The organism is Streptomyces sp. NPDC037410, assembly GCF_055602235.1.
The window spans coordinates 26260-47301 of the sequence record NZ_JBVJWR010000017.1 but is presented as its reverse complement, the minus strand read 5'-3'; the positions used below and the strand labels follow the sequence as shown (position 1 = coordinate 47301).

Here is a 21042-nt window from a genome sequence, read left to right as displayed (position 1 = left end):
GAGAGGCCCGCTCGGGCCTCTCCCCTCAGGAAGTCCCGGGGTGCGGATCGGCCGGCTCCTCGGGGAGCGCGGCGAGCGTCGAGAGCCGCACCGGTACCGCGAACGGGCGGCGTTCCGCGGGTGGTTCGGCCGTGCCGCCGCGGGCGGCGAGGCACGCGACGGCCGTCCCGCACATCCGGCCCTGGCACCAGCCCATGCCGGCCCGGGTGAGGAGCTTGACGGTGCGCGCGTCCCGCGCGCCCAGCTCGGTGACCGCCTCGCGGATGCGCCCGGCACCGACCTCCTCGCAGCGGCACACGTCCGTGTCGTCGGAGAGCCAGTCCGGCCAGCCGGGCCCGGGGGCGTGGGCCGCTGACATCACGTCGGCGAAGGCGCGCATCCGGTCCCGGCGCCGCCGCAGTCCGGCGATCCGGCCCTCGCCCGTCCGGCGGCCGAGGAGCCGCGCGGCGATCGCACGGGCGGCCAACTCGCCTTCCGTACGGGCGAGTCCTGCGCCGCCGACTCCCCCGGTCTCGCCCGCCGCCCACAGGCCGGGCTCCGAGGTCTCCTGGCGGTCGTCCAGGGCGAGGCCGAGGGTTCCGTCGGGGAGCCGTCGGGTGGCGCAGCCGAGGGTGGTGGCCAGTTCGATCTGCGGGACGAGGCCGTGGCCGACGGCCAGGGCGTCGCAGGCGATCCGGCGTCCGGTGCCGGGCACGGGCCGCCAGTCGGCGTCCAGGCGGCTGACGGTGACGGCCTCCACGCGGTCGGTGCCGTGTACTTGGGTGACGGCGCTGCGCAGGCGGACGGGTACGCGATGGCGGAGCAGGGCGGTTCCGTGCAGCAGGGCTTCGGCCGCCTTCGCCGGGTTGGCCAGGAGTGCCCGGGGGCTGCGGGCGTACCGGAGGTAGCCGGCGGCCTCGATCACGGCCGGGACCTGTGCGCCGGCGGCGGCGAGGGAGGAGGCGACGGCGAGCAGCAGGGGTCCGCTGCCGGCCACGACGATGCGCCGGCCCGGCAGTACGAGGCCGGACTTGAGCATGGCCTGCGCTCCCCCGGCGCCCACGACGCCGGGCAGGGTCCAGCCTGGGAAGGGGAGTTGGCGTTCGTACGCGCCGGTGGCGAGCAGCAGGGCCCTGGCCCGGATCCGGGCGGGCCGCTCCGAGGTTCCGTCGGCTCCGGTGACCGCGTGGACGGTCCAGGTGCCGTCGTCCTCCCGTACCGTGGACCACACGTGGTGTCCGGCGAGGTGGGTGACGTCGCTCGCGGCGAGGCGCCTGCGGAGGTCGGAGAAGGCCGACCAGTCGTGGTGCAGGGCCTCGGGCCGTACGGCCCCGAGGGCGGGCGCCGGGTGCCGGTAGAACTGGCCGCCGGTCTGGGCGGAGGTGTCGAGGAGGGCGACGGAAAGGCCGAGTTCGGAGGCCGTGACGGCGCCGGAGAGTCCCGCGGAACCGGCTCCCACCACCGCCAGGTCGTACGTCTCCGGCTCAGACGGTGAGGCGGTCATGGCCGTGTCCCTCCTGGGTGGTGATCGCGTCGCCGGGGCGGGCCGGGACCAGGCAGGCGCGCCGGTTGGGTTCGCCGTTGACGGTGGCGAGGCAGTCGTAGCACTGGCCGATGCCGCAGAAGGCGCCGCGCGGCCGGCGGCCGTCCCGGGTGGTGCGCCAGGCCAGGATGCCGGCGCCCCAGAGGGCGGCGGCGACGGTCTGGCCCGGCAGGGCGGTGACGCGACGGCCGTCGAAGGTGATCTCGAACGGCGGTTCGGGCTGTGCGCCGACGAGGTCGGCGGGGGTGCGGGCCACGGGCCCTCCTCTCGTGACGGTGGGTGCGCTGACCTCAGGCGACGGGTGCGGTGTCGGCGAACCGGTCGGGCCGGAACGGGTGGATGTCCAGGGGCGGTTCGTCCCCGGTCAGGCAGGCGGCGACGATCCGTCCCGTCACGGGGGCGAGTCCGATGCCCGCGCCTTCGTGGCCGCAGGCGTGGAGCAGGCCGGGGACGCGCGGGTCGGGTCCGATGGCGGGCAGGTGGTCCGGCAGGTAGGGGCGGAAGCCGAGGTAGGTGCGGATGGCCCGTACGGTGCCGAGGACGGGAAACAGGGTGGTGGCTCCGGCGGCGAGGCGGCGCAGGACGTCGGTGGAGAGCGTCCGGTCGAAGCCGACGCGTTCGCGGCTGGCGCCGATCAGGACCGGGCCCGCCGGGGTGCCCTCGACGACCGCCGAGGTCTGGAGGGCGGCGGAGCCGCTGGCGACGTCGGCCACGTAGTCGGCGGCGTACACCTTGTGGCGCACGACGCGCGGGAGCGGCTCGGTGACGAGGACGAAGCCTCTGCGGGGCAGTACGGGCAGGTGGACGCCCGCGAGTTCGGCCAGGGTGCCGCCCCAGGTTCCGGCGGCGTTGACGACGTGCGGGGCGTGGATCTCGCCCGCCGTGGTCCGCACGCCGCGGATCCGTCCGGCGGTGCCGGTGAGGAGGCCGGTGACCTCCTCACCGAGGCGCAGCCGGATCCGTCCGGCTCCGGCGCGCAGCAGCTGGGCGGCCGCGTGGGCGGGCATCACCTGGGCGTCCTGGGGATAGCGGAAGCCGCCCGCCAGGGTGGGTGCGAGGTGGGGCTCCAGGTCGTGGAGCCGGTCCTCGGGGACCTCCTGGGTGGTGACGCCCGCCTTCTCCTGGCGGGCCGCGAACGCGCGCAGGGCGCGCATCCCGGGCTCGTCCGAGGCGACGACGAGGCCGCCCTTCGCCTCGTACTCGACCTGGGGCGGCAGCCGATCGGACAGCTCGCGCCACAACGCGGTGGCGATCAGGGCGAGTTCGAGCTCGGGCCCTGGTTCCTTGTCGGAGACCAGGAGGTTTCCCTCGCCCGCCCCCGTGGTGCCGCCGGCGACGGGACCGCGGTCGACGACGGTGACGGAGAGGCCGGCTCGGGCGGCGTAGTGGGCGCAGGCCGCGCCGACGACGCCGGCGCCGACGACGATGACATCCGAGGTGTTTCTCGTGGGCACGGCAGTAATATTTCACATGGCACTCTGGTTGCCAAGACCCTTGAAGGCCCTGGTCCCTTGACAACCGCTCACCTTCATCGTCCTCATGTTCCTGACAGAAGCGGGACCACATCACGGGGGGGACGATCAGCGCATGACCAAGCCCGAGAGCACGGGACACGACTACGACGTCGTCATCAGCGGGGCGAGCCTCGCGGGCTGCACGGCGGCGATCCTGCTCGCCCGGCGCGGCGCCCGCGTCGCGCTCCTGGAACGCCGCTCGGACCCCGCGGCGTACAAGACGCTGTGCACCCACTCCCTCACGGCCAACGCCACCCCGGTCCTCGCGGAACTCGGCCTGCTCCCCGCCCTGGAGAAGGCGGGGGCCGTCCGGAACGAGGCCCGCTGGTACACCCGCTGGGGCTGGATCGAGCCGAGCGCCGCCCCGGGCCCCGAGCTCCCGTACGGGTACAACGTCCGCCGCAGCACGCTCGACCCGCTCCTCAGGTCCCGCGCGGCCGAGACCCCCGGCGTCGACCTGCTCCTCGGCCACCAGGTGACGGGGCTGATCCAGGAGGCCGGAAGGACCGTGGGCGTACGCGCGTCGACGCCCGAGGGCGAGCGCGGGATCCGGGCCCGTCTCGTGGTCGGCGCCGACGGCAAGGACTCGGCCGTCGCCAAGCTCGCCGGGGTGCCCACCCGGCAGCACGAGAACGCGCGCTTCGGCTATCTCGCGCACTTCCGGAACCTGCCCCTGCGCGACGGGATCAGCCACGCCTGGTTCCTGGTCCCCGACATGGCCTACGCGTTCCCGAACGACGACGGCGTGACGGTCGTGGCCGTACTCCCGGAGAAGAAGCGGCTTCCGGACTTCCGGAAGGACCTGGAGGGCAGCTTCCTCGACTTCGTCCGCTCCCTGCCCGACGCGCCGGACATCGACTCCGCCGAGCGCGTCACGAAGATCACGGGTGCGGTCGACTACCCGCTGCGCACCCGCAGGGCGACCGCACCGGGCCTCGCTCTCGTCGGCGACGCCGCCCTGACCGGTGACCCCCTGTGGGGAGTGGGCTGCGGGTGGGCCCTGCAGTCCGCGCACTGGCTGGCGGAGGCGGTCGGCCCGGCGGCGGCCGGCCGGGGCGACCTCGACCGGTCCCTCGCGGAGTACGCGCGGCGGCACCGGCGCCGCCTGAGCGGTCACCAGTTCCTGGCCGCGGACTTCGCCAAGGGCCGCCCGTTCAACCCCATGGAGCGGCTGATGTTCTCGGCGGCGGCACGGGACGGGGCACTCGCCCGGCACATGCACATGTTCGCCTCCCGCCTGATCGGTCCGCTGCGCTTCCTGAACCCCGTCGTCGTGACCAAGGCCGCGGCAGTCAATCTGCGGCACCGCAGGGCGGCCGGCACCCCCTGATCAGGTCGCGCGGGCCGCTCCGTACAGGGCTCCGGCGACGGCCAGGTCCTCCCAGGCCATGCCCACGCTCTTGAAGAGCCGCGGCCGCCCGGAGGGGACGCGGCCGTTCACCAGGTCGGCGAGGGTGCCCGCGACGTGGTCCTCGCCGATCGCCCCCTCGGCCAGCGGGACGAGGAGGTCGCCGGCCTCGCGGAGCGCCGCCGAGCGCGCCTCGACGTACACCTCGGCGCGGGTCACGAGGGCGGTGTCGGTCTCCCGGGCCGCCGGCTCGTGCGAGCCCACCGCGACGACGGTGGCGCCGGGGGCCACCAGCGTGCCGTCGAAGAGGGGTTCCCGGGCCGTGGTGCAGCAGACGACGAGGTCGGCCCCGTCCACGTCCTCGGGCGTCCCCGTGCGGGCGGGGACGTCGAGCGACCGCGCGTAGCCCGCGAGGGCGCGCGCACCGATCGGGCCGCGCCCGACGACGACCACCTCGGCGAGCTCGCGCACCGCGAGGACGGCGTCCAGGTGACCGTACGCCTGCGGTCCGGTGCCGAAGAGGACCAGGCGCAGCGGCCTGTCGTCCGGTGTCAGACGGCGTACGGCGAGCGCGGAGACGGCCGGGGTGCGCAGCTCGGTGAGGGCCGCGCCGTCGAGGAGGGCGAGGGGCCGGAGGCTCGTGCCGTCGAGGAGCAGGTAGGAGCCGGTGATGCGGGGCAGGCCGAGGGCCGGGTTGCCGGGGGCGACGCCCGCGATCTTCACGCCGGCGTACGGTCCGGAGGCGGCCGGCATGAGGAGGAGTTCACCGGCCGGGACGGGGACGGCCGTACGGGGCGGCGCGGCCTCCGGGTCGAACCCCGCCCGCAGGACGTCGGCGAGGACGTCGGCCGTCGCCGCCGGGGTGAGGAGACGGGCCATGGCCGGGGCGTCGATAAAGAGCAGGTCGCTCATCAAACCTCCTTTAGGGTGAATCCCCGCGCCGGTGCCGGGTGCTAGGGTCGAGAATCGCTGAGCGAGAACCAAGCCAGCGTTACATCTCCGGTCTTCGGGGAGGCCGGGCTGGTACCAACCCGGGTGGTGTCGACCGCGTAAGACTGGATCGTTCGCTGAGCGACCGAGCAGCGTGAGCCAGAAATCCCCTTCACCATGGCGAAGGGGAGGGTTCAAAGCAGGAATCCCGTGCCCAGCTCGTCGTGCGGGTCGAGGATGAAGGTATGGGTGCCGGTGCGGTGAGTCGCACCGGTCACCTCTGTGATCCCGCCGGGGAGCAGCCGGCCGGTGAACACGGTGTCGGCCACGGACTCGTGGGTGAGGACGTCCCCGGGGCCGAGGCGTCCGTCCTCGCCGAGCAGGGCGAGCCGGGCGGAGGTGCCCGATCCGCAGGGCGAGCGGTCGATCTGCCCGTCGGCGAAGACGGCGACGTTCCGCTGGTGCGGCCCGGTGGGGGTGTCGGGCAGCTCGTCGTACAGGATGACGCCGTACACGTCGTGCTCGGGGAACGCGGCGCGGATCTCCCGCCCGGCCCGGACGAGCGCGGGCAGCGAGGCCGGGGCCGTGTCGAGGCCGAGGGCGCGTGCGGGGACGGAGACGTACACGGCGCCGGAGTCGGCGAGGTCGGCCTCGACGGTGCCGTACGTGGTGGTCACGGGGACCTTGCGCGCGAGGACGCGCGTCGGGACGTTGCGGAAGGTGACGCCGGTGGTGCGGCCGCCCGCGCGGTGCACGGTCGCGGTGACGCGTCCCGAGGGCACGTCGATGCGTACGGGGACGTCGCCGTCGTCGGGTGCCGGAACGCGTCCGGTGTCGACGGCCCAGGCGCCGAGGGCGATCGTGCCGTGGCCGCAGGCGGTGGAGTAGCCGTCCTTGTGCCAGAACAGCACGCCGAAGTGGGCGCCGTCGTCGTCGGGCGGGACGATGAACCCGCCGTACATGCCCGAGTGTCCACGGGGCTCCCGGACAAGCAGGCGGCGCAGCTCGTCGAGCGGTCCGAGCCGCAGCGCGAGGGCACGGCGCTCGGCGACGGTGTCGCCGGGCATCGGCGGCAGGTCCTCGTCGACGATCCTGAACGGCTCGCCTGCGGTGTGGTAGTCGGTGGTGCGGACCGAGTGCGGGGTGGTGCTCACGGAGTACGGCCTCCAGAAGGGGGATCGAGGTGCCGGGCCGGCCCTTCCCCCCCGTGGAAGGACCGGCCCGGACGGGTGGGTGCGGTCAGCTGCGGAGGGGGCCCTCGCAGCTGAAGCTCGACGTGCCCGCGACCTTGGTGGACCAGATGTCGATCGCGCCGAAGCTGCAGTTCATGTCGGCCAGGTTGTTCGACGCGGCGCCCGCCCGGTCGAGGATGAAGTAGTCGACCGTCTCGGACATGTCCTTGAAGTTCTGGTCCTCGCTGGCCCAGTTGGACAGGTTGGCGGTGATCCGCCCGGTGCAGAGGAAGCGGCGCTTGCCGGGCTCGCCCTTCTCCACGCAGTCGGGGGTGTTGTAGGTGGCGGTGGCGAAGGAGGACCTCACCGACGCGACGTCGGCGTCGCGGAGCTGGCCGTTGGGCGTGTACGCGGTGTTGGGGACGTACAGCTGGTCGACCTTGGCGATCTGCGCGTCGAGGAAGCGGTCGTAGGCGCGCTGGAGGTTCGCGTCGGAGCCCATCCGGTCGCGCCACGCGTCGTACGCCGCGACGTCGTTCGCCCGGAGGTGGGTGTACATCTCCCGGAGGAGGGAGGGCTTCTCGGTCCAGAGGAACTCGAAGAACGTGCCCGCGTAGTTGTAGAAGCGGAAGCCGTCGCCGTCGTAGGTGGCGTGGAGGAGCTGCTGGACGCTCATCCGGGGGCCGCCGCCGGCGGTGTCGTTGATGATGCCGCGGACGAGGGACTTGCGGACGGCGATGCCGTTGTCGCGGGTGGCTCCGTCGAAGAACTCGGCGGTGCCCTCGTCCATGGCGGTGGTGCGGTCGCCCTGGTACCAGGGGCCCTCGCCGAAGGAGCCGGGGACGGCCCAGCGGCCGTTCAGGTAGTGGGTGTACTCGTGGCGGAAGAGCTCTTCCAGGGTGAGCGAGGAGTCCTGCGGGACGCGCCGCTGGTACGTGTAGAAGGTCGCGCCCTTCTCGATGTAGACGCCGCCGTTGTTGGTGCCCATGCCGGTGAGGAGGGGGTGGTAGTTCTCGTAGTCCGCGCGCGAGGCGTAGAGGACGATGTTCAGGGAGGTGTTGGAGTCGCCCGCGAGCGGCTGGTCGGTGCCCAGGACGCGGTGGTACTGCGCCTTGACCTGCTTGCTCGCGTAGTAGAGCTGGTCGACCGTGGCCCGGTCGAGGGCGGTGCGGACCTTGATGCCGCCGTTGTCGTAGGTGTACGTGTACGGGAAGAGCTGCTTCTCGATGTCCTCCTTGCACACACCGTACTGCTGGCAGGCCTCGTAGGTGTTGAGCCAGGAGACGGCCTTCGCCCACGGCTCGCTGCCGCGGCCGAAGGTGTCGACGACGGTGGTGAGCATGGCGCCGAGGTCGGCGACGACGCCGTCCTTGAGGCCCGCGACCTGGCCGAAGCGGCCGTACTCGCTCACGGCGTCACGGGCGACCCAGGCGTTGGCCGTCCCCTTGAGGTGTCCGTAGCCGGCGAAGGCCTTGAAGGTGGCGCGGTACGCCGGGTCGGCCGCGACGGCCGCGTGGAAGGCCGCGTCCTGGTTGCCCGGGTAGACGCCCAGGTAGTTGACGGACAGCGCGGCGAGCGCGGCACCGGCCCAGGCCGGGTCCTGGTTCGTGGCGGTGTGCGAGGGGTCCATGGTGGCCAGGACCCGCTTGATCAGGGCGAGCTGGTACTGGCGCAGGCCGGGCGCGCTCGCCGCGTAGAGCGCTTCGCGGAGGGTGTTGGCGTTGCTCTTCGTGACGTCGAAGGTGCGGGCGGCGGTGCCGAAGTCGGCGACGGCCTGCCGCATGGCGTTCACGGTGGGCGCGTCGGTGATGTCGATCTCGCCGCGCGAGTAGTCGTGGTACACGACGGCGTGCAGGTACGTGAACATCTCCTCCAGGTGGGAGGTGTTCCGTCCGTCGTGGGAGGCGGCGAGGCTCGATATGCGGCGGGACACGGCCTGGACGTGGGCGTCGGACATCACGGGTGCGAGCCGGGCGTCCCAGGTCCAGATGAGGCCGCGCAGACAGCCGTCGGCGGTGACCGCCGGGTCGGCGAGGAAGTCGGCGAACTGCTCGGGGGCGAGGCCGGTGATCCCGTCGAGCGTGCAGGGGACGCCGGCCTGCGTGTCGGTGGCTGCCGCGGCGAACGAGCGTGCGGTGGCGGCGGACTTCGCCGGGCCGGGAACGCGGCCGGCGGTGTGGCCGCCGGGGGCGGGGGCCGGTCCGAAGGTGGTGCGCGGGGCGGAGGCGCGGTGCTCCGCCTCGTCGAAGGGGTTGGCTCCCGGCTGCGCCTGCGGGGCCGGTGCGCCGAGGACGGGGGCCGGGGCGGCGGGCTGGTCGTCCGTGCCCGCCGCGGAGGCACCGGCCTGGCCGGCGGAGGCCAGGAAGGTGACCGCGATGGCGGAGGCGAGCAGGGACGAGCGCACACGTCTGTGGAGGGACAACGGAACTCCTGCTGATGAGGGGGGTTGATGCGGGGATGGTCCGCGAATGGTCGGTTCGCGAACTGGTCTGTGTGGCACGGCGGGTGACGGTCGATCACCGGGCCGTGTGCGGTGTAACATAGTAATGTGAAATTGCACTGACAAGCCCTGTGACGACACGAGTTCACCGGCAGGGCCGGCGGACCTCCCCGAAAGACGGTCAATCCGTCACAGATGCCTCAGGATTCGGCGGCCTTCCGGCGCCACGCCCGCGCCTGGCGGAGATGGCCCTGCGCCTCCGAGATGCGGGCGAGGTGGAGCATCGCCCCGATGTGACCCGCCTTGGCCGCCTTCTCGTACCAGCCCTGCGCCGCGTACAGATCGCCGCCCAGCTCCTTGGAACGGCCGAGCGCGACGCACGCGTCGACGTCACCCCCGCGGGCGCGCTCGGTCAGCCGCCTCTCGTACTCGCCGACCAGCTCGGCCTTGGTGAGCATCCTCCCGAGCAGCCGGTCGCCCTCCGCGTCACCGGCGGCGCCGGACTTGCGGTACCAGGCCTTCGCCGCCTCCCTGTCCCCGCGCTCGAGGGCGAGGGTCCCGAGGGCGTTCATCGCGGCGGTGCTGCCGCCGTCCGCCGCCCGGCGGGACCAGCGCTCGGCCTCCACGGTCTCGCCCCGCTCGTACAACAGCTTCCCGAGGAGGTACGCGGCGTCGGCGAGACCCGCCTCGGCGGCCCGCCGGAACCACTCCTCGGCCTCGGCCACGGCTCCCCGGTCCCGGCTCAGCTCCCCGAGGACGCCCATCGCGTACGGGTTGCCGCCCTCGGCCGAACGCCGGTACCAGAGGACGGATTCCGCGTGCTCCCCCCGCTTCCGCAGGAGATACGCGACGATCTCCATCGCCCGTACGTGTCCGGCCCCGGCGGCCGCCCGCAGCAACGGCTCGGCCTCGGCGTGCCGTTGCCAGCCGTGGAGCAGCACGCCGAGGGTCACACCGGCCTCGGGATGCCCCGCCGCGGCCGCCCGGCGCAGCCAGCGCTCGGCGCCTTCCCGGTCGTCGCGCGTACCGAGTCGCAGGCCGTACTGGAACATCGCCGCGACGTCCCCGGCCTCGGCGGCCTCGCGAAGGCGCTCCGTGTCGTCCGCGCGCCTGGCGCCGTCTCCGCGCCCGCCGTCGCCGCCGTTCCCGCTGCCGCCGCCGTTCGCGTTGTCGCCGCCACTCCCCCGGCGGCCCCATCTCCCCCGCACGTGCGCCCCCTTCACGATCGCCTTACGGACACCGGGGGCCCGACGAAGCCGCGCAGGGGGCTGGTCATCCGCCCCCGCAGCCCCCACCATGCTGCTGACTACTCGTGCGTAACTCATTTTAGGGGAAAGCGTGTTGAGACTCCGTGGCCGGATCGTCGTTGCACTGCTCGCGCTCGTCGCGCCCCTGTTCCTGCCGGCGGCAACCGTCCACGCCGAGGCGTCCTCCCGTACCCCGGTGGTGTTCGTCCACGGCTACAACGCCGACCCGGGCGTGTGGGGCGGACTGCGCGCGGACTTCAAGGCCGACGGGTACACCGACGCGGAGCTGTTCTCCTTCGGCTACGACACGCACCAGTCCGTCAACGAGGTCCTGTCGGGCCGGCTCGCCGCGTACGTCGAGGGCGTCAAGCGGCAGACCGGGGCCTCCCGGGTCGATCTCGTCGCCCACTCCTTCGGCAGCCTCGTCACCCGGTGGTACGTGAAGTTCGACGCCGCGGGCCAGTCCTCCGTCGCCCACTGGGTCTCCCTGGCCGGCCCCGACCACGGCACCTCCACGGCATGGGCGTGCGCGCTGTGGGACCAGGCCTGCCGGGACATGAGCCCGGGCTCGTACGTCCAGAAGAAGCTCGCCGAGGGCGACGAGACGCCCGGGGCCGTCCGCTACGCCACCTGGTGGTCGAACTGCGACGAGGTCATCAACCCCGACAGCAGCGTGCCGCTGGCCGGCGCCGTCAACAACGGCGCCGGCTGCCTCAAGCACAACGAGCTCCTCGGCGACGACGCGGTCTCCCAGGGGGTCCGCGCGTTCCTCGGAACCTGAGGCGTCAGAACCTCGCGAGTCCCGTCGCCGGGGCCTCGTGCGGCGCGCCGGCCAGGTAGTCGATCGCACAGTGGGCGGTGTCGAGGCCGACGGTGAGCAGGGTGCCCCACTGCTCGTGCGGGGGCTTGTGCGCGTCGGGCCGCATGCAGACGACGGCGTCGGCCCCGCCCTCGCCGCAGAAGGCCCGGGCCCGCTCGGCGGGTGAGAGGTCCGGCATCGCGGCGCGTACCGCGCGCAGGTGGGCGAGCCGCTCCGCCGTCATCGAGTCGGCCGGTCCGGTGTCCCCCGCCGCGAGTCCGGTGTCGAGGAAGTGGTTGGTGTGCAGCAGCCAGCCGTCCTCCCCCGCCGGGACCACCGCGAGTCCGGCGGGCGAGAGCTCCAGGCTCGCCGCCGAGGAGCCGGCGGTGACCACGGTCAGCGAGGTGGAGGCGCTGACGCGTGCCGTCGAGGCGATCTCGACGGCCTGGTCGAGGGTGTCCGCCTCGTCGAGGATGCGGCGGGCGACGGCGTGCACGGGCACGCCGCCCGCGGAGTCGGACGCGTGGAACAGGATGTTGAAGTGGACGCCGAGACCGGCGCTGTTCACGCCGATCTTGCCGGGGGCGCCGAACTCGGTGAAGAGCTTCACCGAGCGGCCCTCGCCCGGCGTCAGCGCGTGCAGCAGCGCGTCCGGGACGAGCAGGTCGTGCCAGTCCCAGGTCTGCACGGTCTGCGGCGCGGCCCCGGCGGGCGCGAACACCGCCGTCGAGCACTCGCCCTTGCCGGGCTCCGGGCACGCGGCGAGGATCTCGGTCCTGGCACCGACGGCGGCCACCGTCCAGCGCTCGACGCCGGCGGCGTCGGCGCAGGCGTCCGACTCCTCGGCGAGGTGCGGCGCCCAGGCCCGGAGCGCCTCGTGGCTGCGGCCGGCGAGGTCGCGGACCTGGTCCGCCGGCAGGCCGAGGACGGCGAAGTGGTCCCGGTAGAGCTCGGCGACGCGCCGGACCTGGGCGCCGAACCGGGTGCCGAGCAGCGTCCCGCGCTCGCGGGGGTCGGTGGTCTCGGTGGTGAGGGTGTGCAGTTCCACGAGGGCGTTCCTTCGGGAGGGTGAGGCCGCGGGCCGACAGGGGCGGCGCTCATCAAGCTAGGAACGTAAAACGTTTTATGCAATGCTTGGCGGAATCATTCCTTCCAGGACACCCAGGACTCCCAGGGCGGGCGGCACGATGGCACGGACGCGGGGCGTCACGATCAAGGACGTGGCGCGCAGGGCGGGGGTCTCCATCACCGCCGTCTCGCACGCCCTCAACGACAAGGGCACCCTCAGCGCGGCCACCCGCGCCCACATCCGCACCGTCGCCGACGAGATGGGGTACGAGGCCGACGCCCTGGCGCGCGGGCTTCGCCGCTCCACGATGGGGGCCGTCGGTCTGGTCCTGCGCTCGCTCGACGCCCTCGGCGACTACGCGCCGGCGGGCGTCGACGTCTTCGAGCGGTTCGTCGGCGCGTGCGCCTCGCAGGCCCTTGCCCGTGGCCTCAGCCTCATGCTGGTGCCCGACCTGACGCGGGCGCCGGTTCCGCCGCTCGCCTTCTCCCTGGACGGCTACATCGTGACCAACCCGCATGTGGACGACCCCGTCGTCGCGCGCCTTGAGGAGCGCGGCATCCCGTACGTGACCTACGGCCGCCCGCCGGGACGCCCGGACTTCACGCAGTGGGCCTCGGAGGACGACCGGGCCTCCGCCCGCCTGATCCTGGGCCACCTGGAGAGCGCCGGGGCACGCTCGGTGGCCCTGGTGCGGGGCACCGACCCGAACGCCTGGAACCTCGAACACCAGGACACGTACCTCGGCTGGTGCGCGGAGGGGGGCCGTACGCCCCGGTTGTACGAACTCCCCGAGCGCGCGGGCGTCGAGGGCGGTGCGGCCCTCGCCGCCAGGATCGTCGAGGACGGGCTGCCGGACGCCGTGTTCTGCCTCACCGGGCGGCACGCGGCGGGCGTGCAGCGGGGCCTCCTGGCGCGCGGCGTGCGGGTGCCCGAAGAGACCATGGTGGTCACCGGTTCCGACTCCGAGCACGCCCGCACCAGCCGCCCCGCCATCTCCGCGCTCGAACTGAACCCGGTCGACAGCTCGGCGGCCCTCCTCGACCTCCTCCAGTCCCTCATCGCCGGCCGCCCCGCCGACTCCCCCCGCCTCACGCAGGCCCGCTTCCGCCCGAGGGCGTCGACCCGGCGGTAGGTCAGCGGGAGGGGAGCGGCCCACGCCGCGGCACAGGACGGGCGGCGGCGAGTAGCTCCTCCCTGTCGACGATCTTCACGCGGGGGCGTCCCTGGCCCTGCCCCGCCGCGCGCTCGGCGTCGTCGATCGCACGCCAGCCGTCGAGGCCGACGGCGTCCGGGTGCCCGCCGGACACCGGACCGCCGACGGCGGGGGCGGTGAGCAGGCCGGCTTCGAGGTCGTCGAGAAGGGCGGAAACGGTCTCCTGGGCGCAGGACTTGTTGGTGCCGATGAACCCGCCGGGACCGCGCTTGATCCAGCCGGCGACGTACACACCGGGCCGGACCCTGCCCCTCTCGTGCGGCACGGTGCCGGTCGTCTCGTCGAACGGGAGGCCGGGGACGGGACGGGCGCGGTAGCCGATCGCGCGCAGGACGAGGTTCGCCTCGATGGTCTCGGTGCTCTCGGCCCCGTCCGTGGTCTCGACGGTCAGGCCGGTCACCCGGTCCTCGCCGAGGATCCGTACCGGGCGGGTCCGGAAGCGCAGGACGATGCGGCGCCGTCCCGGTTCGGGGGTCCGGGCGGCCAGTTCGGCGAGCACCCGGGTCTTGGGCGTGGCGTCGGCGGGTACGTCGGCCGGCCAGCCCTCGACGAGGATGCCGACGCCGTCGAGGGCGGCGAGGGCGAGCAGTTCGGGCAGCGTGAACGCCGCCTCGGCCGGTCCGCGGCGCCCGAACACGACGACCTCGCGGACGCGGCTGGTCCGCAGCGCGGCGAGCGCCCGGTCGGAGATGTCGGTACGGGAGAGGGTGTCGGGGTCGGCGGTCAGGACGCGGGCGACGTCCAGGGCCACGTTGCCGTTGCCGATGACGACGGCCCGTTCGCCGTCGAGGGCGTAGCGGGTGGCGCTGTGGTCGGGGTGGCCGTTGTACCAGGCGACGAAGTCGGTGGCGGAGGCGCTGCCGGGCAGGTCCTCGCCGTCGATGCCGAGCCGCCGGTCGCCGGCGGCGCCCACGGCGTAGATCACGGCGTGGTGGTCGCGGAGCAGGTCCTCGTGGTGCAGGTCCCGACCGATCTCCGTGTTGAGCCGGTACGAGAATCCCGGCTGGCTCTCGACGGCGCGGAACAGCCGGGCGACCTGCTTGGTGTCCTGGTGGTCGGGCGCGACTCCCGCTCGGGCGAGCCCGTACGGGGTGGGCAGCCGGTCGTGGACGGTGACGCTCACGCCGGGGTACCGCAGCAGCTCGTCGGCGGCGAAGAGACCGGCGGGACCGGCGCCGACGACGGCGACCCGCAACTCGGCTGCGGAGGTGCGGCGTTGCGGGGGGACGATCGCCATCGGCGCCCGGTCCTCGTGCGGTTGGGCGTCGTAGTAGGCGCGGTTGAGTTCGAGGAACGGCAGCTCCGCCTCGGTGAGCTTGGTGTGCGGCTTGAGCGCGTCCACGGGGCAGGCCGTCACGCAGGCGCCGCAGTCCACGCAGGTGCGGGGGTCCACGTACAGCATTTCGGTCTGTCCGAAGCCCGGTTCGCCGGGGGCGGGGTGGATGCAGTTGACCGGGCAGGCGAGCACGCAGGAGGCGTCGGCGCAGCACGACCGGGTGACGACGTACGGCATGGGGAGGGTTTCTCCGTTCAGGCGGCGTGCGGGGCGGGTTCGCCGCGGTGGCGGGAGGGCCGGCCGTCGATGCGGAGGGCCTTCCACACGCGCCGTGAGGTCCGGTTCATCAGGCCGATGTCCTCGGCGAGCATGCGTACGTCGGAGAAGAGGTCGCGGAGCATCTTCTCGCCGTCGGGCGACCTCCAGAAGATGTCCTTGATCACCCAGTGGGGGACGCCGATCGTCTCGGCGGTCTTCTTGTCGGGGACCATGATGACGTCGCCGAGCACCCGCATGATCACCGGGAAGGCCACCGAGAGCGCGCCCCTGCGCGCCTTGCCGTAGCCGGGGACCTTGACGCGCAGGAACTCGTGGGCGAAGGAGATGTGCCGGGCCTCCTCGGCGACGTGGATCTGCATGAGCCGGCGCATCAGCGGGTGCATGTCCTCGCCGCCGCGCAGGATCGCCTTCTGGAGGTGGTCGATGGGCTCCTCCCCGGCGAGGACGCCGGTGAAGAAGGACTCGGGTATCAGCGAGCCGGCCAGCGGCAGGAAGCGGCTGAGGATCCGGAAGGAGCGTCGTCCGCCGGGCACGTCGGTTCCCGCCCGGTTCACGAACTCCTGGAACATCTGGGTGTGGTGGCACTCCTCCGTGACCTCATGGGTGAGGTAGCGGAACTCCGGGTTCTGGTTGCGGAGGGAGAAGAGGTAGTCCATCACCCCGCGGATGAGGACGTTCTCGAACTGCATGCCCACCTTGACGATGTTGGCGTACCGCCGGAGCCCGATGCGCGTCCGGACCTCCAACGGCTGTGCCTGGTACCAGGGGTGGCCGCCGAGCGGGTCGGCGGCGGGGAGCACCCAGCGGGGGTCGGCGGGGTCGATGGCGAAGTCGGGGTGGTCCCAGTCGATGTCGGTGAACGCGTCGAAGTGGATGTGCACCGAGGCCTCGGACAGGGTCCGGAGCCTCTCGTGGTAGCTCTGCACGCTGGTCATCTTCGTCCTCCTTCGGTGGGCACGCGGTCGAAGCGGAGTGCGGGGTCCTCGATCGGCGACCGCCGCAGCGCGCGGCGGTCGCGGTAGTAGTCGTTCCAGATCCGCCACGGGTCGCGGGTGCCCTGGCGGGGCGTGATCGCGTCGCCGCGCGCGATGTAACCGGAGGTCAGCGACTCGCCCATGACGGAGACGGAGGAGCGGTCGGCCTCGGTGGCGACGGGGGTGACGGCGGTGAGGCCGTGCCGGTCCATGTGGGCGAGGAGCCGGCTGACGTAGGCGGAGGCGAGGTCGGCCTTGAGCGTCCAGGAGGCGTTGGTGTAGCCGATGATCATCGCCAGGTTGGGGACGCCGTCCAGCATCACGCCCTTGTAGAGGAGGTGGTCGCGGGTGACGACGGGCTTTCCGTCGACCGCGAGTTCCATCCCGCCGGCGAGCTGCATGCGCAGTCCGGTGGCCGTGACGACGATGTCGGCGGGGATCTCCTCGCCGGACCTGACCTTGACGCCGGTCTCGGTGAAGGTCTCGATGTGGTCGGTGACCACGGACGCCCGACCGTTCTTGAGCGTGGTGAAGAGGTCGCCGCCGGGCACGACGCACAGCCGCTGGTCCCAGGGCTTGTACGCGGGGGTGAAGTGGTGCATGTCGACGCTCTTGCCGAGCCGGGCCCGCACGGCACCGAGGAGCACCTTGCGCATGAGGCGGGGGGCCTTGCGGCACAGGGCGTACAGGGCGCGCTGCATCGCGATGTTCCGGGTGCGCCCGACGCGGTGGACGAGCCCGGCCGGGACGCGCAGTCTGCGCAGGAGGACGGAGAGGGGGTCGTCCGCGGGGAGCGCCAGGATGTACGTGGGTGAGCGCTGGACCATGGTGACGTGGGCGGCCGTGGGGGCCATGGCGGGGACGAGGGTGATGGCGGTGGCGCCGCTGCCGATGACGACGACGCGCTTGCCGGTGTGGTCGAGGTCCTCGGGCCAGTGCTGCGGGTGGACGAGGGTGCCGCGGAAGCGCTCCTCGCCGGGGAACTCCGGGCGGTGGCCCGCGTCGTAGTCGTAGTAGCCGGTGGCGCCGACGAGGAAGCGGGCGGTGAGGAGGCGGGTCTCGCCGGTGGCCTCGTCGAGGGTCTCGACGGTCCAGCGCCCTTCGTCGCTCGACCAGTCGGCGCGGACGGCCCTGCGGCCGAAGCGGATGTGGCCGGCGAAGCCGTGCTCCTCGGCGGTTGCCCGGATGTAGCGGCGGATGTCCGTGCCGCCGGCGAGGACCTTGGTGCCGTGCCAGGCGCGGAAGCCGTAGCCGAAGGTGTACATGTCGGAGTCCGAGCGGATGCCGGGGTAGCGGAACAGGTCCCAGGTGCCGCCGATCGCGGTGCGCCGCTCGATGATCGCGTACGTGGTTCCGGGGTTCCCGCGCAGCAGGTGGCAGGCGGCACTGATGCCGGAAAGTCCCGCGCCGACGATCAGCACGTCGACGTGCTGGTTCTCCATGTCCATCCCCTCCGCGACCGGTGGTGCCGGTGCATTCTCCCCCGGGTGCTTCTCCCCCGGGCACCGGAATTTACCTGTGTCACCGCGTCCAGGATACTGGCGGTAACGTGAGCTGCGCCACCCCGGGCACGCCGCCGTTTCTTGATCGCCGGGTACGATCCACGCTGTGGCCGAGGACAGAGAGACACGCAACGGCGGGCGCCCCGACGGCCGCGACACCCGCTGGACCGGCCACCGGGCCGAGCGCCGCGACCAGGTCCTCACCGCGGCCCTCACCGTCATCGGCCGCGAGGGAGCGGCGGTCAGCGTGGCCGCGATCGGCGCCGAGGCCGGGATGCCCCGCTCCGTCGTCTACCGGATCTTCCGCAGCCGCGAGGACCTCGACGAACAGATCCGCGCCCGCATCACCGACGACCTGATGGCCGCGCTCACCCCCGCGCTCGCTCCCCGGGGCACGATCCGCGAGGCGATCGAGCACGCCGCCGGTACCTACGTGGACTGGGTGGCGCGGCACCCCGAGCTCTACCGGTTCCTCGGCAGCGGCTCGCCCGCCGTCACGGGCACCCGCACCGCCGTCGCCCTCCACCTCGCGCGGCTCCTGGACGCGTACGCCGAGCGGTTCCTCGACGGCGATCCGGCGCCCACCGGCTTCAACCTCAACCTGGCGTTCGGCATGGTCGGCCTGGTGGACGGCGTGGTGAACCAGTGGGCCGCCCACCCCGAGTCGAGGAGCTCCCTCGACGACCTGACGCGCTTCCTGAGCGACGCCCTCTGGGGCGTCCTCGCGAGTGCCACCCTGCGCCTCGGCCTCAAACTCGACCCCGACCAGCCGAGCGACCTGAGCTGACCCGCGTCTTCGGCCCCGTGTCCACCGACCGGTGGACACCAGGTTCCACCGTCCGATCCTGTCGGCGGGACGGCTCCGCCGACGAGCCTGGGACGCATGACGAACCCGACCGTACGCATGGCCCGTCTCAGCGCCCGGCACCCCTGGCGCGCGCTGATCGGCTGGCTCCTCTTCGTGGCGCTGTCCCTGGGCGCGGGACACGGGGATCACGGTCGACGCGGAGCTCGCCGAGGACGTCGACTGCGACCAGCAGACCCGGATCGCGCTCCTGCGCTGCACCCAGGAGTCGCTGGCCAACGTCCGCAAGCACGCCGACGCGAGCACCGTCGGCGTGGTCCTCGCCTAGAGGCCGTACGCCGTCGAGCTGGAGATCACCGACGACGGACGCGGCTTCGTCGTCGAGGAGTCCCGGGGCTTCGGTCTTGACGGCATGCGCAAGCGGCTCGCCGAGCTCGGCGGGGAACTGACGGTGACCAGCTCGGTCGGGGACGGCACCCGCGTCCTCGCGACCCTCCACACGAACGGACGGCCCTGACATGCCCGAAGCGCACGAGCCCCTCCGGGTCGTGGTCGTCGACGACCACACCGTGATGCGCGCCGGAGTGGTGGCCCTCCTGGCGCCGGTCCCGGACGTCGCCGTCGTCGGGGAGGCGGCCGACGGCCGGGCCGCCGTCGAGGTCGTCGAGCGGCTCGCGCCCGACGTCGCGCTCGTCGACCTGCGCATGCCGGTCATGGACGGGGTCGAGGCCACCGCCGCGATCACCGCGGGGCCCGCACCGACCCGGGTGCTCATCCTCACCACGTACGACACCGACGTGGGGATCGGACGGGCCGTCGAAGCCGGGGCCGTGGGCTACCTGCTGAAGGACACGACCGCCGAGCAGCTCGCGGAGGCCGTCCGCTCCGCCGCCCGCGGCGAGACCGTCCTCGCCCCCCGCGTCGCCGAGCGCCTGGTCGCCCTCATGCGCCGCCCCGCGCCCGTCGTGCTGACCGCGCGGGAACAGGACGTGCTCGGCGCGGTCGCCGACGGGCTCTCCAACGCCGAGATCGGCCGGCGTCTCGTCATCGCGGAGGCGACGGTCAAGACCCATCTCCTGCGCGTCTTCGCGAAGCTGGACGTCGGCGACCGCACCCGCGCGGTGGTCGTGGCCCTGGAGCGGGGCCTGCTCCCCGGCCGGGGCTGAGGCCGGGCCCGCCGGATCTCCTCCGGCGGGCCCGGCGCGGACTACGGCGCGACGCCGAGGTCGGTGAGGACCTCGTCGGCGGCCCGCTGCCCCGATTCGGCGCCGCCCTCCATGTAGCCCTGGGCCACCGAGGAGGTGTGCTCGCCCGCGAAGTGGGTGTTGCCCTGGCGGACGCCCTCGTAGCCTCCGTACTGGTGGGCGTACCCGGTGGGCATGCCGGCGTACGAGCCGTACGCGTTCGGGTGGAGCGGCCAGGCGGCGAGCGTGGCCTTGCCGGTCCAGTGGGCGGTGAGGCCCGGGAAGACCGGTTCGAGCTGGGCGAGCGCGGCCTGCGCGTACCAGACGATCTGCGGGTCGGCCGCCGTGCGGAACGGCGTGGACGGGGTGAAGTCCGCGGCGTGGCCGCCCCCCGCGTACACGGTGAGGATGCCCTTGCCGCCGGGCTGGGCCCGGCTGGAGTCCCAGGAGGTCTGGTAGCCGGTGTCGCTCATCGTGCTGCCGCTCGCGATCCCCCACGGCCCTGGGGAGTTCCAGTGGCGGGTGTCGAACTGCAGGGAGAGCTTGCAGTTCTGACCCATCGCCATGGCGGCGATGCCGGCGAGCTTGCGGGCGTCGAAGCCGGAGGCGGACAGGTCGAGACGCTGGAGCACGCCGGCGGGCAGGGCCAGGATCGTGTGGTCGGCGAGCACCGTCCGCGTACAGCCGGAGGCGGTGAACGTGAGCAGTTGCCGGCCCCCGGCGGCGGCCGCCACCGACTGCAGGCGCCAGCCGTGGCGCACCGTCCCCGGGGGCAGGGCCGCGGCGATGGCCTGCGGGAGGCGCTGGTTGCCGCCGCGGATGTGGTAGCGGGTGTCGCTCTCCCCGTACAGCGCGAAGCTGCCGGGGGTCGCCTGGTAGGCCAGCATGCCGATGATGCCGAGCGCCGACGAGGTACGGGTGTCCATGCCGAACTCGGTGGTGTACGCGACGTCGAGGAGCTGCCCGAACGGCGAGGCGTACCCGCCCGGGACGCGGGTGGCGATCCAGTCGTGGATCGACATGTTCGACAGGGCCACCGCGCCGGGGCTGTTGGCCGCGTCCCAGGCGACGGGCCAGTCGAAGGTGGCGAGGTCCTGGTTGAGGACCGGCTTCAGCTTCTTGAAGTCGGCACTCGCGTCGGCGTAGCGGTAGTAGGCGCCGTCGAAGCGGTAGACCTCGGTGGCGCCGGCGGGCTCGGCGGCGTGCAGGTCGTCGAGGGGCAGGCCGAAGCGGGCGGCGAGGTTCTGCATGAGGGTGTGGCCGGTGTCGATCAACTCGCCGCCCCACTCGGTGACCTGGCCGTCGCCCCAGTAGGCGCCGGCCGGGTTGGAGTACATGCGGCCGCCGACCCGGGTGTCGGCCTCGTAGACGGCGGAGGCGATGCCGTGGTCGGCGAGGCGCAGGGCCGCGTGGAGTCCGGCGATGCCGGCGCCGACGATCGCGATGACGGGCTGAGGGGCGGTGTCGGCGAGGGCGGGCCGGGCCGCGCCGACGGAGGTGGCGGCGGCCAGGCCCACGCCGGCGGCGATGCCGCCGAGGACGGCGCGGCGGGAGGGTCCTCCGGCCGTCGCGTCGGCGGTTTCGGCGGAGTGCTCGGCGACGATCCGGCGCAGCATGCGGGCCGGGGCGGTGCGTGCCATGTACGGCTCCTTCGATGGGGGGCCGGTTCCCTGGGTGGGGGAACCGGAGGCGGCGGGGTGGAGCTCTCCCGTACGCGGTCCGGGGCTCAGTCGGAGTAGCGCGCGGGGCGGCGTTGCGGCCGGCCGTC

General features: G+C 73.4%; 17 protein-coding genes and 1 pseudogene. 6 read left to right on the top strand and 12 right to left on the bottom strand.

Annotated elements, in window-relative coordinates:
* Window positions 1–25 precede the first annotated feature (25 nt).
* The 3 genes from ACZ7HT_RS26145 to ACZ7HT_RS26135 are packed head-to-tail and all read right to left on the bottom strand — an operon-like array spanning window position 26 to window position 2976.
* Complete coding sequence (locus ACZ7HT_RS26145) at window positions 26–1483, bottom strand: FAD-dependent oxidoreductase (protein WP_471170458.1); 1458 nt, start codon at window positions 1481–1483, stop codon at window positions 26–28.
* Window positions 1464–1778, bottom strand: coding sequence for a (2Fe-2S)-binding protein (locus tag ACZ7HT_RS26140; RefSeq protein WP_471170457.1), 315 nt, complete (start codon window positions 1776–1778; stop codon window positions 1464–1466). The genes ACZ7HT_RS26145 and ACZ7HT_RS26140 overlap by 20 nt, the downstream gene beginning before the upstream one ends.
* A 34-nt stretch (window positions 1779–1812) precedes the next feature.
* Window positions 1813–2976 carry an NAD(P)/FAD-dependent oxidoreductase gene (locus tag ACZ7HT_RS26135; RefSeq protein WP_471170456.1) on the bottom strand — a complete coding sequence of 388 codons (1164 nt, stop codon included), beginning with the start codon at window positions 2974–2976 and terminating at the stop codon, window positions 1813–1815.
* A 133-nt stretch (window positions 2977–3109) separates the two neighbouring features.
* Between ACZ7HT_RS26135 and ACZ7HT_RS26130 the strand changes: the two genes are divergently transcribed.
* A complete protein-coding gene (locus tag ACZ7HT_RS26130; protein WP_471170454.1) occupies window positions 3110–4366 on the top strand; it encodes an NAD(P)/FAD-dependent oxidoreductase in 1257 nt (418 codons plus the stop codon).
* Here the strand turns inward: ACZ7HT_RS26130 and ACZ7HT_RS26125 are convergent, their stop codons facing one another.
* From ACZ7HT_RS26125 to ACZ7HT_RS26110, 4 genes are all read right to left on the bottom strand, one after another.
* Window positions 4367–5296, bottom strand: a complete 930-nt coding sequence (locus ACZ7HT_RS26125; RefSeq protein WP_471170452.1) for an ornithine cyclodeaminase family protein — start codon at window positions 5294–5296, stop codon at window positions 4367–4369.
* 212 nt (window positions 5297–5508) lie between these two features.
* Window positions 5509–6468: a proline racemase family protein gene (locus ACZ7HT_RS26120; protein WP_471170450.1), complete on the bottom strand. Its 960-nt coding sequence runs from the start codon at window positions 6466–6468 to the stop codon at window positions 5509–5511.
* Between the two features lie 85 nt (window positions 6469–6553).
* Window positions 6554–8908, bottom strand: coding sequence for a collagenase (locus tag ACZ7HT_RS26115; protein WP_471170448.1), 2355 nt, complete (start codon window positions 8906–8908; stop codon window positions 6554–6556).
* Window positions 8909–9126: 218 nt separating this feature from the next.
* Entirely contained in the window at window positions 9127–10134 is a 1008-nt protein-coding gene (locus ACZ7HT_RS26110) for a tetratricopeptide repeat protein (RefSeq protein ID WP_471170446.1), read from the bottom strand.
* A gap of 130 nt (window positions 10135–10264) precedes the next feature.
* On the opposite strand from ACZ7HT_RS26110, the gene ACZ7HT_RS26105 reads away from it, so the two are divergent.
* Window positions 10265–10954, top strand: a complete 690-nt coding sequence (locus tag ACZ7HT_RS26105) for an esterase/lipase family protein (protein WP_471170444.1) — start codon at window positions 10265–10267, stop codon at window positions 10952–10954.
* A 4-nt stretch (window positions 10955–10958) separates the two neighbouring features.
* Here ACZ7HT_RS26105 and ACZ7HT_RS26100 read toward each other — a convergent pair whose 3' ends face one another.
* Complete coding sequence (locus tag ACZ7HT_RS26100) at window positions 10959–12020, bottom strand: C45 family autoproteolytic acyltransferase/hydolase (protein ID WP_471170442.1); 1062 nt, start codon at window positions 12018–12020, stop codon at window positions 10959–10961.
* A 139-nt stretch (window positions 12021–12159) separates the two neighbouring features.
* On the opposite strand from ACZ7HT_RS26100, the gene ACZ7HT_RS26095 reads away from it, so the two are divergent.
* Window positions 12160–13173 carry a LacI family DNA-binding transcriptional regulator gene (locus ACZ7HT_RS26095; protein WP_471170440.1) on the top strand — a complete coding sequence of 338 codons (1014 nt, stop codon included), beginning with the start codon at window positions 12160–12162 and terminating at the stop codon, window positions 13171–13173.
* Between the two features lies 1 nt (window position 13174).
* Here the strand turns inward: ACZ7HT_RS26095 and ACZ7HT_RS26090 are convergent, their stop codons facing one another.
* The 3 genes from ACZ7HT_RS26090 to ACZ7HT_RS26080 are packed head-to-tail and all read right to left on the bottom strand — an operon-like array spanning window position 13175 to window position 17225.
* Window positions 13175–14767, bottom strand: a complete 1593-nt coding sequence (locus ACZ7HT_RS26090; protein ID WP_471170439.1) for an FAD-dependent oxidoreductase — start codon at window positions 14765–14767, stop codon at window positions 13175–13177.
* A gap of 17 nt (window positions 14768–14784) precedes the next feature.
* Window positions 14785–15744, bottom strand: coding sequence for an AurF N-oxygenase family protein (locus tag ACZ7HT_RS26085; RefSeq protein ID WP_471170437.1), 960 nt, complete (start codon window positions 15742–15744; stop codon window positions 14785–14787).
* The gene (locus ACZ7HT_RS26080) at window positions 15741–17225 is read right to left on the bottom strand and encodes a flavin-containing monooxygenase (RefSeq protein ID WP_471170436.1); all 1485 of its coding nucleotides are present in this window, start codon (window positions 17223–17225) and stop codon (window positions 15741–15743) included. Before ACZ7HT_RS26080 ends, ACZ7HT_RS26085 begins: the two co-directional genes overlap by 4 nt.
* A 166-nt stretch (window positions 17226–17391) precedes the next feature.
* On the opposite strand from ACZ7HT_RS26080, the gene ACZ7HT_RS26075 reads away from it, so the two are divergent.
* The 3 genes and pseudogenes from ACZ7HT_RS26075 to ACZ7HT_RS26065 all read left to right on the top strand — a co-directional run bounded on the left by ACZ7HT_RS26075 (window position 17392) and on the right by ACZ7HT_RS26065 (window position 19256).
* Window positions 17392–18072: a TetR/AcrR family transcriptional regulator gene (locus ACZ7HT_RS26075; RefSeq protein ID WP_471170433.1), complete on the top strand. Its 681-nt coding sequence runs from the start codon at window positions 17392–17394 to the stop codon at window positions 18070–18072.
* Window positions 18073–18259: 187 nt separating this feature from the next.
* Window positions 18260–18607, top strand: a pseudogene (locus ACZ7HT_RS26070) (sensor histidine kinase); the annotation flags it as partial.
* 1 nt (window position 18608) lies between these two features.
* A complete protein-coding gene (locus ACZ7HT_RS26065; protein ID WP_471170431.1) occupies window positions 18609–19256 on the top strand; it encodes a response regulator in 648 nt (215 codons plus the stop codon).
* 41 nt (window positions 19257–19297) lie between these two features.
* Here ACZ7HT_RS26065 and ACZ7HT_RS26060 read toward each other — a convergent pair whose 3' ends face one another.
* Window positions 19298–20914, bottom strand: a complete 1617-nt coding sequence (locus tag ACZ7HT_RS26060) for a flavin monoamine oxidase family protein (RefSeq protein ID WP_471170430.1) — start codon at window positions 20912–20914, stop codon at window positions 19298–19300.
* Between the last annotated feature and the right edge of the window lie 128 nt (window positions 20915–21042).

Coding starts and splice junctions, on each gene's coding strand:
- ACZ7HT_RS26125 (WP_471170452.1), bottom strand. CDS start 5,296: ATGAGCGACCTGCTCTTTATCGACGCCCCGGCCATGGCCCGTCTCCTC.
- ACZ7HT_RS26060 (WP_471170430.1), bottom strand. CDS start 20,914: ATGGCACGCACCGCCCCGGCCCGCATGCTGCGCCGGATCGTCGCCGAG.
- ACZ7HT_RS26080 (WP_471170436.1), bottom strand. CDS start 17,225: ATGGAGAACCAGCACGTCGACGTGCTGATCGTCGGCGCGGGACTTTCC.
- ACZ7HT_RS26130 (WP_471170454.1), top strand. CDS start 3,110: ATGACCAAGCCCGAGAGCACGGGACACGACTACGACGTCGTCATCAGC.
- ACZ7HT_RS26065 (WP_471170431.1), top strand. CDS start 18,609: ATGCCCGAAGCGCACGAGCCCCTCCGGGTCGTGGTCGTCGACGACCAC.
- ACZ7HT_RS26085 (WP_471170437.1), bottom strand. CDS start 15,744: ATGACCAGCGTGCAGAGCTACCACGAGAGGCTCCGGACCCTGTCCGAG.
- ACZ7HT_RS26090 (WP_471170439.1), bottom strand. CDS start 14,767: ATGCCGTACGTCGTCACCCGGTCGTGCTGCGCCGACGCCTCCTGCGTG.
- ACZ7HT_RS26095 (WP_471170440.1), top strand. CDS start 12,160: ATGGCACGGACGCGGGGCGTCACGATCAAGGACGTGGCGCGCAGGGCG.
- ACZ7HT_RS26145 (WP_471170458.1), bottom strand. CDS start 1,483: ATGACCGCCTCACCGTCTGAGCCGGAGACGTACGACCTGGCGGTGGTG.